At 23.8% G+C, this 15792-nt stretch carries 10 protein-coding genes; 5 read left to right on the top strand and 5 right to left on the bottom strand.

Translation table 11 applies throughout. From position 1 onward, the window contains the following. Positions 1-143: 143 nt before the first annotated feature. On the bottom strand, positions 144-584 hold the full coding sequence (locus N3A58_04880; GenBank protein ID MCX8058726.1) for an Rrf2 family transcriptional regulator: 441 nt from the start codon (positions 582-584) through the stop codon (positions 144-146). 313 nt (positions 585-897) lie between these two features. On the opposite strand from N3A58_04880, the gene N3A58_04875 reads away from it, so the two are divergent. Together N3A58_04875 and N3A58_04870 are read left to right on the top strand one after the other, a co-directional pair. Continuing rightward, positions 898-3573, top strand: a complete 2676-nt coding sequence (locus N3A58_04875; protein ID MCX8058725.1) for a PAS domain S-box protein — start codon at positions 898-900, stop codon at positions 3571-3573. Positions 3574-3590: 17 nt separating this feature from the next. Further along, complete coding sequence (locus N3A58_04870) at positions 3591-4586, top strand: hypothetical protein (protein ID MCX8058724.1); 996 nt, start codon at positions 3591-3593, stop codon at positions 4584-4586. Positions 4587-4594: 8 nt separating this feature from the next. On the opposite strand, the gene N3A58_04865 is transcribed toward N3A58_04870, so the two are convergent. Both N3A58_04865 and N3A58_04860 read right to left on the bottom strand, forming a co-directional pair. Further along, entirely contained in the window at positions 4595-5560 is a 966-nt protein-coding gene (locus N3A58_04865) for a tyrosine recombinase (protein MCX8058723.1), read from the bottom strand. Positions 5561-5589: 29 nt separating this feature from the next. Next, positions 5590-7077, bottom strand: coding sequence for a nicotinamide-nucleotide amidohydrolase family protein (locus tag N3A58_04860; protein ID MCX8058722.1), 1488 nt, complete (start codon positions 7075-7077; stop codon positions 5590-5592). A gap of 190 nt (positions 7078-7267) precedes the next feature. Between N3A58_04860 and nadE the strand changes: the two genes are divergently transcribed. Next, on the top strand, positions 7268-8977 hold the full coding sequence (nadE, locus tag N3A58_04855; GenBank protein MCX8058721.1) for an NAD(+) synthase: 1710 nt from the start codon (positions 7268-7270) through the stop codon (positions 8975-8977). Between the two features lie 65 nt (positions 8978-9042). Then, complete coding sequence (locus N3A58_04850; GenBank protein ID MCX8058720.1) at positions 9043-10251, top strand: 4Fe-4S binding protein; 1209 nt, start codon at positions 9043-9045, stop codon at positions 10249-10251. A gap of 45 nt (positions 10252-10296) precedes the next feature. Here N3A58_04850 and N3A58_04845 read toward each other — a convergent pair whose 3' ends face one another. Then, positions 10297-12342 (bottom strand): AMP-binding protein, encoded by a 2046-nt coding sequence (locus N3A58_04845; protein ID MCX8058719.1) that lies wholly within the window; start codon positions 12340-12342, stop codon positions 10297-10299. A 155-nt stretch (positions 12343-12497) separates the two neighbouring features. Next, on the bottom strand, positions 12498-14630 hold the full coding sequence (locus tag N3A58_04840) for a methyl-accepting chemotaxis protein (protein ID MCX8058718.1): 2133 nt from the start codon (positions 14628-14630) through the stop codon (positions 12498-12500). Positions 14631-14849: 219 nt separating this feature from the next. Here N3A58_04840 and N3A58_04835 point away from each other — a divergent pair, with 219 nt between their 5' ends. Next, a complete protein-coding gene (locus N3A58_04835; protein ID MCX8058717.1) occupies positions 14850-15788 on the top strand; it encodes a TAXI family TRAP transporter solute-binding subunit in 939 nt (312 codons plus the stop codon). The last annotated feature ends 4 nt before the right edge of the window (positions 15789-15792 follow it).

Here is a 15792-nt window from a genome sequence, read left to right as displayed (position 1 = left end):
CTTATATATATATTAGCATTATGGTATTATAATACCTATATTTTTTAAATATAAAAAACCATATTAAATTTTTTATTAATAATTTTTTATTTTAAAATTAAAATAATCTATAATTAAAATAATTTGATAAAGAAATATATTTATTAATTAGTGTTTAATTTAAATTTTCTTGAAGCTTCTAAAATAGTAATATTGTCTAATAATTCCAAAATTTTATGGGAAAGCTCTATTATTTCATTTCCTAAAATACAATTATTAGTTGGACAATTTTTAAAAAATGGACAGAAATTATAAGATATAGGCCCTTCGATGAGTTCAATAATATTTTTTATAGTTATACTTTTAGGATCTTTTTTCAATCTAAAACCACCTGAAGGACCTTTTATGGATTCTATATATCCATGTTTTGAGAGCACCTGCATAACTTTAGAGAGATGGTTTTCGCTTGCTCCTAAAGTAGATGCTATTTCTTTTGTTGTTAAAAAACTATTTTTATCTTTTTCAAAATTCTTGGTAAGCATTGATATAGAATGAATTGCAAGCATGGTAGCATCTGAAAAATATAATATACTATTTTTTTTCATATAGCTTTTAGTATTGTTTTATTTAATATAAAATTTTTTAATAAATAAATTTTTAATAAAAAAAATAATTTAAATTTAATATAAGTTTTTCTTATATATAGGTAATATAATACCAAAATACCAAATAGTCAAGTTAAAAATTTAAAAATTTTTAAAAATAAAATTGAAAAAGAATAATTTTATTATATTATAATTTAAATATAAAGATTTTGAATAAATTATTTATATGGAATAATTAATTATTATTTATAAAATAATTGTTAAACATTTTGATTCTCTTATATAAAAAGAATTCTTATTAATAATATTAATTATGAATATAAACTTTAGTGGAATTATTAAAGATTTACCTGATCCTGCTTTTGGTATAGATACTGATGGTAAAGTAATTTTTTGGAATAAAGCAATAGAAAAATTTACAGGTGTCAAAAATGAAGATATTGTTGGGAAAGGTAATTATGAATATTCCTATGCAATTTATAAAATCAGAAGACCACTTTTAATAGATCTCTATTTTAATTTTGATGAGAAGATAATAGAATATTATACCAACATTAAAAGAGAAGAAAATACTTTAACTGCTGAAACTAAATTTATTCATCCATTAAGTAAAAAAGAAACTTTTTTATGGATAAAAGTTAACCCTATATTTGATGAACAAGGTAATTTATTTGGAGCTATTGAATTGTTTAGAGATATTACTGAATTAAAAGAAAAAGAGAGAATTCTAAAAGAAAGTGAAGAAAAATTCAGAGACATATTCGATTATATTTCTGATTCAATTTTTATCCATAATTTAGACGGCGATATTCTGGATTGCAATTTACAAGCTGTTAAAACTTATGGATTTTCTTCTAAAGAAGAAATATTGAAATGCAAAATTGAAGATTTAAGTTTGAGTTCTAATGGTTATGATCAAAATACTGCTTTAGAAAGAATTCAGCAGACTTTAAATGGTAATATTGTTACATTTGAATGGATTGGTAGAAAGAAAGATGGTTCAATTTTTTTAGAGGAGGTAACATTAAAAAAAATTAAAATTGGAGGGCAAGATAGAATTCTTGCAATAGTTAGAGATGTTGATCAAAAGAAAAAAATAGAACAAGCACTAAAAGAAAGTGAAGAAAAATTTAGAACCTTTGCTGAAGCAAGTCCAACAGGGATAATGGTTTACCAAGATGATAAGTTTATTTATGTAAATAAAGCTGCTTTAAATATGACTGGTTATAATTTGAATGAAGCAATGAATATGAAGTTTTGGGACATTTGTTATCCAGAAGATTTAGATCTTATTTTAAGTAGAGCAAAAAAAAGACTTTCTGGTATAGGTGGTGAAGAAAATTATGAAGTTAGAATATTTGATAAAAGTGGACAAATTAGGTGGGTTTATATAGTTAGCCAAACTATAAGCTATAAAGGTAGACCAGCTGGACTAACTACAGTACTTGATATAACTGATAGAAAAAAAATTGAAGAAAAACTTTTTGAAGAAAAAGAAAAGTTAAAAATAACTTTACAAAGTATTGATGATGCAGTAATTGTTACAGATACTAATGGAATAATAACTTTAATTAATAAAACAGCTTTATTTTTAACTGGCTATGAGGAAAATGAAGCAATAGGAAAGAATATCAATGAAATACTTATGCTTAAAAAAGAGTCAGGAGAAGAAATATCTGAAAATCTTATTTTTGAAGTATTAAAAACAAAAAAAGTTTCACAAATAGCAAATAACCAAATTCTTATTTCAAAAAACGGTAAAAAATATATTATAGAGGATAGTGCTTCTCCAATACTGGATAATAATGGTAATATTTTTGGAGTTATTTTAGTATTTAGAGATATAACAGAAAAAATAAAATTAATGGATCATATACAGAAATCCCAAAGACTCGAATCAATTGGTATTCTAGCAGCAGGAATTGCTCATGATTTTAATAATATTCTTGAAGGAATCTATGGATATATTGAACTTGCTAAAGAGTCAGAAAATATTTCTGAAATTAAGAATTATCTTTATAATTCATTACTTTCATTAGAAAGAGCAAAAGGTTTAACGGGACAATTAATGACATTTGCTAAAGGTGGGGGATTTAAGACTAAAGTACAATCTATAGAAAAATTAATAAAAGATACAGTACAATTTACAATCAGTGGAACAAAGGTTAATGTTAAATATAATTTTGATAATAATATAGATATGGCTGATATTGATGAGATACAAATTTCTCAAGTTATTCAAAACATTGTTATTAACGCAATTCAAGCTATGGAAAATGAAGGAACTATAACTGTTAGTTTATCTAATGTTTCTTTTCCTAAAAGTAAAGATTCTATATGGGATGGAAATTATATTAAAATATCTATTAGTGATGATGGGCCAGGTATTTCAAAAGAAATAAAGGATAAAATATTTGATCTTTTCTTTACTACAAAAAGTTCAGGGAATGGACTTGGTCTTCCTTTATGTCAATCTATAATAAATAGGCATGGTGGTTTTATAGAGTTTGATTCTGAAGAGGGTAAAGGTGCTACTTTTAAAATTTATCTTCCAGTTAAAAAAGAATCACAGGAGCAGAATAAAAGCAAAGATCTGTTAATTAAATCAAATTTTGAGTTTAAAAAAATTTTAGTTCTTGATGATGAAGAAGTTATATTAAATATTTTAAAAAAAATGCTTTCTAAGCTAGGATTTGAAGTTTTTTCTGTTTCAGAAGGAAATAGTGCCATAAAATTATTTTATGAAGAAAAAGATAAAAATAAACCTTTTGATTTTTTACTTTTTGATTTAACTATTAGAGATGGTCTAGGTGGTAAAGATACAATTAAAGAAATTCGTAAGTTTGATAAGAATGTTATTGCTATTGCAATGACAGGTTACAGTGATGATAATGTATTAAAATATCCCCAAGATTTTGGTTTTAATGATAGCATTGCGAAACCTTTTACAATTGATGATTTAAAGAAATTATTATCAAAATTTAACTGATCTTTTGTGGGGTAGATATGAAAGTAAATTTTAAAAAGTTTACTTTAAGTTTAATTTTGATTTTTTTTATCTTTTTATTTTATTCCTATCAAAATTTTGATCCATCAAATTTTTCTTCTATAGATAATTATGCAAGAAATGTGCCTTCTCAATACTCTTCAGATATAGAAATTTTAACTAAATATCTTGTTGCAACATCAAAAAATGATCTTGAAAAAGCCAGAGCATTATGGATTTGGATAACTGATAATATTTCTTATGATGTTTATGGGCTTTATCCGGGTTTTGTCTCAAATTATGATGCGGATTCTACATTTCAAAATAGAAAGGGAGTATGTAGTGGATATGCTTCTTTGTTTAAGAAAATGTGTGATATTGCAAATATAAAATGCGAAATTATAAAAGGTTTTGCTAAGGATTATAAATATGATCCTTCTAATACTGGTATTCCAAAAAATAACCATGTTTGGAATGCAATAAATATTAATAATAAATGGTACCTTATTGATGCTACATGGGGTGCAGGTTATACGGATGGGTTTTCATTTAAGAAAGAATATGAAGAGTTCTATTTTTGTCCTGATCCAGATAAGTTATTGTATACCCATTTTCCAGAAGATCCTTTTTGGCAATTAGTTCCAAATAAAATTGATTTGCAGACTTTTTTTAATCTTTTATATGTGTGGCCTCAATTTTTTAAGCTTAAATTGACTTCCCCCAGTCACCCATACTCAAGGATTCAAACCTCAGAGAATGAATTGACAATAGGTTTTTCAACACCTTTAGATAATTTGGAGATAACTGCTAAACTTCTTTCAAGAGATAAGTTTGAAAAAATTAATAATAAACCTACAGTATTTGTATTAAAAGAAGATAATATGTTTAGATGGAGAATATATGTAAAACTTCCTGAACCTGGAAATTATTATTTAAATATATATGGGGCAATTAAAAAAGGTTCAGTTATGATACTTCCTATAATTGTTCAATATTATTTGATTTATAAAAAGTAGTTGCAATATTATCTAAAAGAGTATTTTTTGTAAAATTCAACAAGAGTTTTAGTATCAAGATGTGTATATATTTGAGTTGTTAAAATAGATTCATGTCCAAGTAATTCTTGGACAAACCTTATATCTGCACCATTTGATATAAGATGTGTTGCAAAAGTATGTCTTAAGATATGAGGGTAAAGATTCTTTTTAAGACCTGAAATTTTTCCATATTTCTTTAAGTTTTTCCATATAGTTATTCTTGATAGTTTATCTCCATTTCTTGAAAGAAAAAGATAACTTTTATTTTTTTTATTTAATATTGGTCTTATGTTTTGTATATATTCCTGTAGGTCTTTTTTTGCTTTATCTCCAAAAGGAATAATTCTCTCTTTTTTACCTTTCCCAAAAATTATACAAAAAGACTCTTCTATATTAATGTTATCTATTTTTAATTCACATACCTCAGAGACTCTTACCCCTGTGGAATACATAAATTCAAACAAAGCCTTATCTCTGATCTCATTTAATAAATTATTTTTAGAGTTATTTTTGTTTTTTTCTTTTTTAATTAATTTTTCTATACATTCAAGTAACTTTTCCAACTCTTCATATTCTAAATATTCAGGAAGTGAAATGTTTATTTTAGGATATTCAAAAAGTTCAAAGGGAGTTTTTTCTATATAATTATTTTCTAAGAGATATTTGTAAAATGAGTTGAGTGAAGAATATTTTCTTGCAATTGTTCTTGAATTGCAACCTTTATCTTTAAGTGTTTTAAAATATTCTGATATAAGATTAATATCTACTTTTTTTATCATTTCTGATGAGTTAGAATCATCTTCACTTCTTTGAGTATTTGATATAATTAATCTTGCATTTAAATAATCATTAAAATCCTCTAGATCATTTTTATATGAAAGGTAAGTGTTTTTTGAATAATTTCTTTCAAGCAAAATGTAATTTAAAAATTTAAATATTAATTTTTTAAACATCTTTCTTAGAATTAAAGTAAATAGATCATTTAATTATTTTTTTGCAAAAATTCCTCTAAGATAGATATAATTAATAAAATCCCAGTATTTGCAAATCTTTCTTTATTTATTATTCTATCAAAAGGAAAAATAAAATCAAATAATTGATAATTATCCTTAATATTTATACAATAATATACAAGGCCTGTTTCTTTAGTTGGAGTTGCTCCAGTTGGACCTGCAATTCCACTTACTGCTATAGAAACATCACTTTTGAAAATATTTTTTACATTTTCTGCCATCTCTTTAACACATTCTTTTGATACAGCACCAAATTTCATTAATGTTTCATCTTTAATTTTTAATATCTCTTTTTTTATTTCATTTGAATATGCAATTATTCCCCCTTTAAAAACTTCTGAAGATCCACTTATATTAGTTAGTTTAGAACCTATTAATCCTCCTGTACAACTTTCAGCAGTTGATATGGTATAATTAAAATTTTTTAATAATTCAATAGCAATGTATGCAGGTAGTAATTCTTGATTATTATATAATATGGATTTAAAATATTCATATCTATTAAAATTTTCATTGTTAATTAAATTTTTATTATCAAGAAATAAAATAAATTTTTCATAAAAAATTTTATTTAAAATTTGAAAATTTTTATTTAAATTTACTATTTTAAAGTAAAAATTTTTGTAAATATTTTGATCATTGTTAGAATTCTTTGATATGTTTGTTAAAAAATTTTTATCAAATGAGTAAAAAAATATTTTATTTTTTAAATTATTTATTATGTAATCCAAAAAATTTAATAGAGAATTTTCTATATTAATAGAAGAATTATTTAAAGTGAAATTAAAAACTATTTTGATAAAGTTATGTGATGGATAGAATCCTGGATTAAATAAGATTTTTATCTCATCATATTTGTTGTAGTTGGATAAGATATCATATGTTTTTGACTCAGATATTAAAGATAAAAACAAAGAGAAGTTATGGATCATATTATTAATATTAAACTTTTCTTTTATATCTTTTATTATGTAGCTCTTTAACATTTCGATAGCTTCCTTTGGAACTCCTGGGATAAAATAGTAGTGAGTTTTATTATAAAAGTAGTAAAAACCTGCAGCAGTTCCCAATTTATTTTCTATTGGCGTAGAGCCTTCGGGGATTAAAGTTTGAATTAAGTTTGAGTCAGGCATTTCCCTATTTTTATAAAATCTAATAAGGTTTTCATAAGCATGTTCACTTTTCTTTAATGGTTTTTCGAAAAATCTTGAAGCTGCAAACCTTGTAATATCGTCAGAAGTTGGACCGAGTCCCCCAGAAACTATAACTATATCAAATTTTTTAATACAAAAGTTAAGGACCTCAACTAATTTATCTTCATTATCACCTACTACAAATTGTGAATCTATTTTAATTCCTTCAGATAAGAGAATTTCAGCTATTTCTTTTAAGTTAGAATTCAATATTTTTCCTGATATTAATTCATCACCAACTGTTATTAAAGCAATTTTAAGCATAAAGCATTCCTTTTAGATCTTATATATAATTTAACATAAAAATTACAACTTAAAAATATTTTTTGTTATTTTAAAAAATTTATAGTTATTTTAATTATAAGAAGATAATAAAAAAAATATTAAAAATGGATAAAAAAAATAAAAATATTATAATTATTAAAAAGAGGATAACTTTTTTGAGGAGTAGTATATGAAAATAGCTATTGCTCAAGGAATTCCTTTTTATCTTGATATTGATAAAAATTGTCAGCTTATTAATAAGTTTATAGAAATAGCAAATAAAGAAAATTCACAGTTATTGATTTTTCCTCAATATTTTATGACAGGTTATGATCCTGGTGATTTAACACTATATTCTGTATTTAAAGAAAAAATTGAAAATAGTATTTCGAGAATCTTATCCTATTCAAGAAATTTTGAAAATCTTTACATTATTTTGCCACTCCCATTTTGTTATCAAGGTTGTAAATTTAAAGATTCGGTTTTAATAATAAAAAATGGAGAAATTAAACAAAAATTAAATGAAAATTCATTTGTTAAAATTGATAATTTTCAAATTTTTCTAATTTTAAATAAAACTTTGAATATTGATCTTGAAAGTTTTTTTAGAGAAACAAAACAATCTTTTATTGTTAATCTTTTACCTATTCCTTATAATTATTATAAAGATAATGATATAAAAAAATTTATTGAAAGTATTAAAAAATATGTTTCTGAAATATACATTCAATGTTCTATTGGTGGAGTATTTGATCAAAATGTTTTTGACTGTGAAACTAACTTTTATATAAAAGAAGAAAATAAGATAATTGTAACTCCATATTTAGATGAAGGATTGAGTTTTTATAATCCTGAGGGTAAAAATATTGAATTTATAAAATTGTCTAATTTAGAGGAAAAAATAAGTTTATCTTCAGAATATTATGTGAATTTTGAAAGATTTGGAAATATTTCCAAGTTTCCTGAGTTTGATGAAGAAATTTTATTTAAGCTTCATAACTTAATGATATTTTCAGTTAAGAACTATGTAAATAATTCAGGTTTCAATAAAGTTTGTGTTGGATTGTCTGGAGGCATAGATTCTGCACTTGTTGGGTACATAGCAACAAAAGCCTTTGGCCCTGAAAATGTTTATTCATATACTCTCCCTTCTCCATTTTCATCTGAAGGATCTTTTAAGGATTCATTTAATCTTGCAAGTAATTTGGGAATAAAATGTGATAAAATAAATATTAATACTATTTATGAAACTTATTTAAATGAATTAAACCCCTATTTTTTAGGGAAACCTTTTGATGTAACAGAGGAAAACATTCAAGCAAGAATTAGAGCAAATATATTAATGGCTTTCTCCAATAAATTTGGGTATTTTTTATTAAACACAAGCAATAAAAGTGAAGTTGCAACAGGTTATGGCACAATGTATGGAGATATAACAGGTGGAGTTTGTGTTCTAGGAGATATTTATAAAACTTTAGTCTATAAGTTAGCAAACTTTATAAATAATGATTATGAATTTATAGAAGCTCATATTAAAAATAAAAGATTTTTTAATATTTCAGAGATAATAAAAGAGAAGAAAGAAATAATCCCTGAAAATATAATAAAAAAGGCCCCATCAGCAGAATTAAGACATGGCCAAAAAGATCAAGATAGTTTGCCACCTTATGATATCCTTGATTTAATAATTTATTATTTTTTAGAAGAAAATAAGGATCATGAAGAAATAATAAGTATGGGTTTTGATAGAGAAACTGTTATGTATACAATAAAATTAATCTTTAAAAATGAATATAAGAGAAAACAGGCTCCCCCATTACTAAAATTTTCAAGAAAGTCATTTGGAAGTGATAGAAATTTTCCTCTCAATAGTTTTTATTATAATATTTTTTTAAGTTAATATATTATAAAAATATATAAAAAATATTTATTATGGTATTTAGAGAAAAATTAAATAATTTATTAATGAAAATCAATTGGATTTATTTTTCTGGCACAGGTAATACGAAAACAATGGTGCAAATTATTTCCTACTATTTTGGCAAATATATTAAAGATGGATTTTTAAGTAAAATCTCAAATACTATGGGTGATATAAATTCAAACTATCCTTTATTAGAAGTTATAAATGTAGAGAAATTAGAAATAGAAAATTATTTTGATGATTTTTTTTCTTATAGGATAAATGAAAATTTTTTTTATTTTTTAAAAGGTTTAAATATAAATGAAAATCATGAAAATGATTCTTTTTTAACAAATGGAAACATTTCATTATTTAACTTATTGGATGAAATATCAAAATCAAAACTTTTAATTTTATCATTTCCGGTTTATTTTTATCAACCACCTAAACTAATATTGGCTTTACTAAAATTAATTGAAAAATATTTGATTTATTTTCAACAAAAGATTGATTTGATAATTTTAACAACAGATGGGGGGCTTCCATCAAATATAGCTTACTATATTAAAAAAAATTATAAAGCTTTTAATGTTATTTTTTTTGAATCTCTTCATTTTGAAGACAGTCACCCTGCCTTAAGATTAAAATTTAATCCTTTGATATCAAAAGGTTATCCATCTAAAAAATCATTTAGAAGAGTAAGGGATAAATTTATATATTTTTTGACCAATTATTTGATTGAAAAACTACCTGAAAATAGTAAAGATTTAAGTTTTATTAGTAATTTTGACTTAGATAAAAAGAATATTAAATTTAGTCAAAATAATCCAATTAATAGATTCTTTAAAAATTTAATAAATTTTTTGACTTATCCTTACATTATTTTAATGCAAAGTATATTTAATAATAAAAATATTTTTATAAAAATGTTTAAAAAATATATAATTTCAGAATTGTGTACATTGTGTTTTAATTGTTTAAATTTATGCCCAACTAATGCGATTATTATTAAATATTTTCATAAAAATAATCAAATTAAAAATAATCAAAATAATAGCTATATTATTGAAGATGAGGGGGAAAGAATAAAAATTAATAATTTAAAAATTAATAAGGTAAAAATGATAGAAAAAAATTTAATATTGAATAGTGATTATTGCATAGCATGTTATAGATGTATAAATATTTGCCCAACAAATGCTATAAATGGTAAGATAACAAAGTATGGACTAAAATATAAAAGGTTTATAAAAAAATTAATTGATATTTAGAAATTATTTATTTTATTTTTTTCTTATAGTTTTATAAATTTTTTTTTATTTATTCTTTTTTTCTTCCTTATCTAAATATTTTTTTATAAATTCTTTATATTTTTCCTCAATGTATTTTCTCTTTATTTTTAGTGATTGTGTTAATTCTTGCCCGATTTGAAATTTATTTTTTATTGGCAAAATTTTTGAAATTTGTTCAAAAGGTTTAAATCCATGTTCTTTTGATATTAGTTTATTAACTTCTTTTTTAATTATATCAAATATTGTTGGATGGTCTATTACATCTTTATTGATGTTTTCTTCAATCTCTTTTTTTGAAAATCCAAGTTTTTCCATAAGCTTTTTTAAAGCTTCTTCATTTATTGCAATAATTGCAGTTAAGTTTTTCTTGTCTTGACCTCTGACTACGGCATGATCTATTAATTCGCTTTCTTTAAGTTTGTTTTCAATAGGTTCTGGTTCAACATTTTCACCACCTAATAATACTATTGTATCTTTAGCTCTACCAACAATAACATAATCTCCATTAAAACTTTGAATACAGAGATCCCCAGTATTTAACCAACCATCTTTACTTATTATAGCATCTGTTGCTTCTTTATTTTTATAGTATCCTTTCATAACATTTTCACCTTTTACCCATAAAACTCCTTTTTGACCCATTTTAACTTCATTTCCTTCTAAATCAAGAAGTTTGACATATGTTTCTGAAAATGGAATTCCTGTTGCACCAAGAGTATTTCTTTCATAACTTCTTGATAAAACACCAGGGGAAGTTTCTGTTAAGCCATAAGCATTAATTAATGGTATACCAATAGAATTAAAAAAATTATCAAGATATGGGGGTAAACTTCCTCCACCAGAAAATGCTCCTTTCAATCTTCCTCCAACTTTTTGTAAAATTGGTTTAAATATCTTTTTTGAAAGTTTAGAAAAAGGAAAAGTTAATATATACCTTAATAAATGAAAAAAGAATAAAATAAATTTAATTAAAAAATTTTGCTTTCTAAGGATTAAATAGCATCCTTTTAAATAATTTTTTGATAATAGATTTCTTTCAGAATTTTTAAGAAAGAAATAAAAAAGATATCTTTTTAATTTGCTTCCTTCATATATTTTTGACATAAGTTTAGAATAGATGGATTCCCATATTCTTGGAACAGTAACAAAGATAGTAGGTTTTTCTCTTTCTAAATCTTGAGATAAAAATTTAATATTTGAATAAACAAAAGTTGTACCTGCAGATAAAGCAACATATTCATAAGTTCTTTCATAAACATGCCAAGTAGGTAATATAGAAACAGTAACTTCTCCATTTTCTTCATCCAATTCCATTCTTGGAGTAATATTTTTAACATTATGTAAAAAATTTTTATGAGTTAGCATTACTCCTTTGGGATTTCCAGTTGTTCCTGAAGTATAAATAATTGTAGCAAGATCTTCTTTATTAATAGATTCTATAAGTTTTATGAATTCTTGTTTTTCTTTTTTATTATTTCTTATTTGATCCATTTCTTCATCAAATAATTTTTTTCCTTTAAGGAAAAGATCATCATAATATATGACATTATTTTCATTTTGATTGTAAATTTCTTCATAAAGCGGATCTTCTAAGTTATTTATATACGATTTTATATCAAATGGCTTATCAATTATAAATATCTTTTTTAGCTTTTTTTTAAGATCATTATCAAAAATTTTAAATGACTCTAAAAATATTTTAATGTTTTCAAAAATTATAAATGTAGAATCTGAATGATTTGTAATAAAGTTAAGTTCAATTGGAGTTGTATCTGATCCTCTAGGAACAGAAACTGCACCAATCATAAGTAGAGCAAAATCAGTTAATGTCCACTCATATCTATTGTTTGAATAAAAAGCTACATGATCCTCTTTTTTGATACCTTCATTGTTAAATGCATATGCAAGACAACATATATCATAAAAGTATTCTTTATATGTTTTTGTTATAAATTCATTATCAGAGTTTTTAGATCTGAATTTATGCGAAATTCTGTCTTGAAAATTTCTACTTGTAAGATAAACCATTTGAACAAGATTATCATAAGTATAATTATATTTTTTGCTCATTTTTTCTCCTTATACTTTTTAGAAAAGATTATTGTAGAAAAAATATTTTTAATTTAAATTATTTATTTAATAAGCCATTAAAAAGAATATAATTTAATTTTTTTAAATATCAAGTCAAAAAAATAAAAATAATTGATTTATTTTGATTTTAAATATTATTCAGTCTTGAATTTTTTAACATTTTCTTCAACCTTTTCAATATTTTGTTTATTTTCAACACATATTTTTTCAATATTTGTTATTGATTTATTGACTGAATCAAGACCAATATTCATTTCATTTATTGATGAATCAACCTCTTCTGTAATTTTGGTTAGCTTTTCAGTATTTTCTTTAATAGAATTATTTAAATCAACCATTGAGGAGGAGAAATTTTTAATTTTTGAAGTTATATTACTTATTTCTTTAATGGCTTGTAAAATTTGTGATGAGCCAATATTTTGTTCGACCATAGCACTTTTTATAATATCTTCTTGCTGCGCAACTATTTTTGATAGTTCAAACACTTTATCGAATAGAGTTATAGCTTCTCTAACTGAAATAGATATCTTGTCTATCATATTTTTTATATTTACTAGTTTTTGAGATATGTCTTTTCCTTGCTGTAGAGAACTTTCTGCAAGTTTACTAACTTCATCGGCAACAACTGAGAAACCTCTACCGGCTTCTCCTGCATGAGCTGCTTCTATAGATGCATTCATAGCAAGAAGGTTTATTTGGTCAGCAATTTTTTGTATTGAATCGGAAGCATCAAATAATCCTTCTGAACTTTTTATTATTTCATTTGTTACATTGTTTAGATTATCCATTCCTTTTTTACCATCCTCCGAAGCTTTTAGTAAGTTTGAAACTGATATGGAATTTTTTTCTAATATATTTGTTGTTGATTCAATATTTCTAACCATTTGTTCTATCGAAGAGGACGACTTTTCAAGAGCAATTGATTGATTTTCTATTAGAGTATTTAATTCTTCGATATTTTTTACCATTTTTAATATAAGTTCAGATGAATTATCGAATACTTCTTTTTGATTGTCAGCAATATTTTTAATATTTGAAGTATTTAAACTTATTTCATGAATTGCAGTAGATGTTTCAATCATATTTGCTGCTAATACTTCTCCTGTTAATTTTAATTTATTAAGAGAGTCTTTTATAAGAGAAACGATATTTCTTAATTTATCAATAAATAGATTAAAATTTGATGCAAGTGAACCAATTTCATCATTTGTTTTTATTTTTATTTTATTCGTAAGATCCCCTTCACCTTTTGACAATTTAATAAAGAACTTATCTATTTTGATAATATTTTTTGTTATAAAATTACCGAGTATAGATGAAATTATAAAGATAAAAAAAATAGAAAAAAAGAGCATTAAAACAATTATTTTAATTAGATTATATAAAGGTGCTTTGAGTTCTCTTTCTTCTATTGAAATTCCAATAACCCAACCTTTAGTGTAAGCAATTTTTTTAAATATCAATATTTCTGAAACTTTATCAGGCCTAACAATTTTGAAAAGACCTGAATCATTTTTAGAAATGATTTCATAGAATTTTTTGTATCCTTTATATCCTTCTTTTTCAAGATCTATTATATTTTTTTGCATTATAAAATTCTTATTTTTATGAGCAAATATAGTTCCATCAGAACTAATAGCCCATCCATAACCAGATTTTCCCATTTTAATACTATTTACTATTTCAGTAAATTTTTCAAGTGTGACATTTACACTTATTATTCCATTAGTCTTATTTTGATTATCAACAACTTTATGAGATATAATAAAAACCTCTTTTCCTGTTGATTTAGAAATAAGTGGATCACTTACAAAGTATTCTTTATTATTGATCATTATTTCAGTAAAAAACTCTCTTTCTTTTTCACTTCCCATTGAACCAGTTGTTGTAATAAAATTTCCATTTTCATCAGTATAAAAAAGAATTTCAAAGAGGGGATTGAGATTATTTTTAATATTATCTAATGTTTTATTAACTAGTGATATAGATCCAGAAAAAAAATCTAAAGTTACACCATCTTTTATGATATTTCCATTTTTAACATCTTCCAAAGTTGTTATAACTTTTATTTCAGAAATTAATCCTGAGATTAGATTTTCTATAGCAGTTGCTCCTTTTTTAGTTATTTCTACACCAAGTTCATTTATATATGGTTCTATATTTCTCCTTGTAAATGAAATTATTAGTAAAGAAAGTATAAATAGAATGAATATAGAAAGAAAAAGAAATGAAACCATGATTTTTCCTTTTATTGTATTCATTAACATACATACTCCTTTAAAAAAAATAATATAAAGCAATAAAAATAAGTAGCAATTAATTAATTTAGAACTATTTTAAATAATATTTAAACTATTTTTCTATTATTCAATATTGTTAATAAAAAAATTTTATTTTTAAAAAAAAATAATATTTTTTGAAAAAATTTAAAATTATTTTATAATATTAAGTAGAAGATTTTATAACATTTTTATAGGGAGGTTTTTATGAAAATAAAATCCATAATTTTAATCTTTTTAGTTTTATTATTTACATTAATTTCAGTTGCTCAAGAAAAAGTATTTTTAAATATAGGTACAGGTGGAACAGCTGGGACATATTATCCTTTGGGTGGTGCAATTGCTGAAATTTTAAATACAAAAGTTCCAAATGTTAATGCAACAGCTGTTTCTACAGGTGGTTCAGTTGCAAATATTAATATGTTAAAAGAAAATTCTGTTCAAATGGCATTTGTTCAGAATGATGTTGCATATTATGCCTATAATGGAATAGAGTTGTTTCAGGATAAAAAATTTACAGGAATGAAAGCTTTATGTTCTTTATATCCTGAAACTATTCAAATTGTTACTTTAACAAATAAAGGTATTAAAACAATATACGATTTAAAAGGTAAGAAGGTTGCAGTTGGTGCAGCTGGTAGTGGTGTTGAAGTAAATGCAAGGCAGATTTTGTTGTCAGCAGGCATTACATATAAAGATATCTCTGTACAATATTTATCATTTGCTGATGCAGCAAATGGATTAAGAGATGGTACAATTGATGTGGCTTTTTTGACAGCTGGACTTCCAACTGCTGCTGTTAGAGATATAGCTTCTCAAAGAGATATAATGCTAATACCTATACCAGATAATATAGTTAAAGATTTGACTTCTAAATATCCATTTTATATTAAATCAATAATACCAAAAGATACTTATCCTAAAATTACTTCTGATATTCAAACTTTAGCTGTATTAGCAATGCTTGTAGTAAGAGATGATATGAAAGATGATCTTGTTTTTTCTATTGTAAAAGCAATTTTTGAAAATTTACAAAAACTGGAAGCAGCTCATCAAATGGGTAAATTTATAAAAAAGGAAAATGCTCTTTTTGGTATATCAATTCCTTTACACCCAGGAGCAGAAAAGTATTTTAAGGGTAAATAGAGAA

The sequence above is a fragment of the Spirochaetota bacterium genome (assembly GCA_026415295.1).
Classification (GTDB): domain Bacteria; phylum Spirochaetota; class JAAYUW01; order JAAYUW01; family JAOAHJ01; genus JAOAHJ01.
This window is presented reverse-complemented; position numbering and strand designations above follow the sequence as displayed.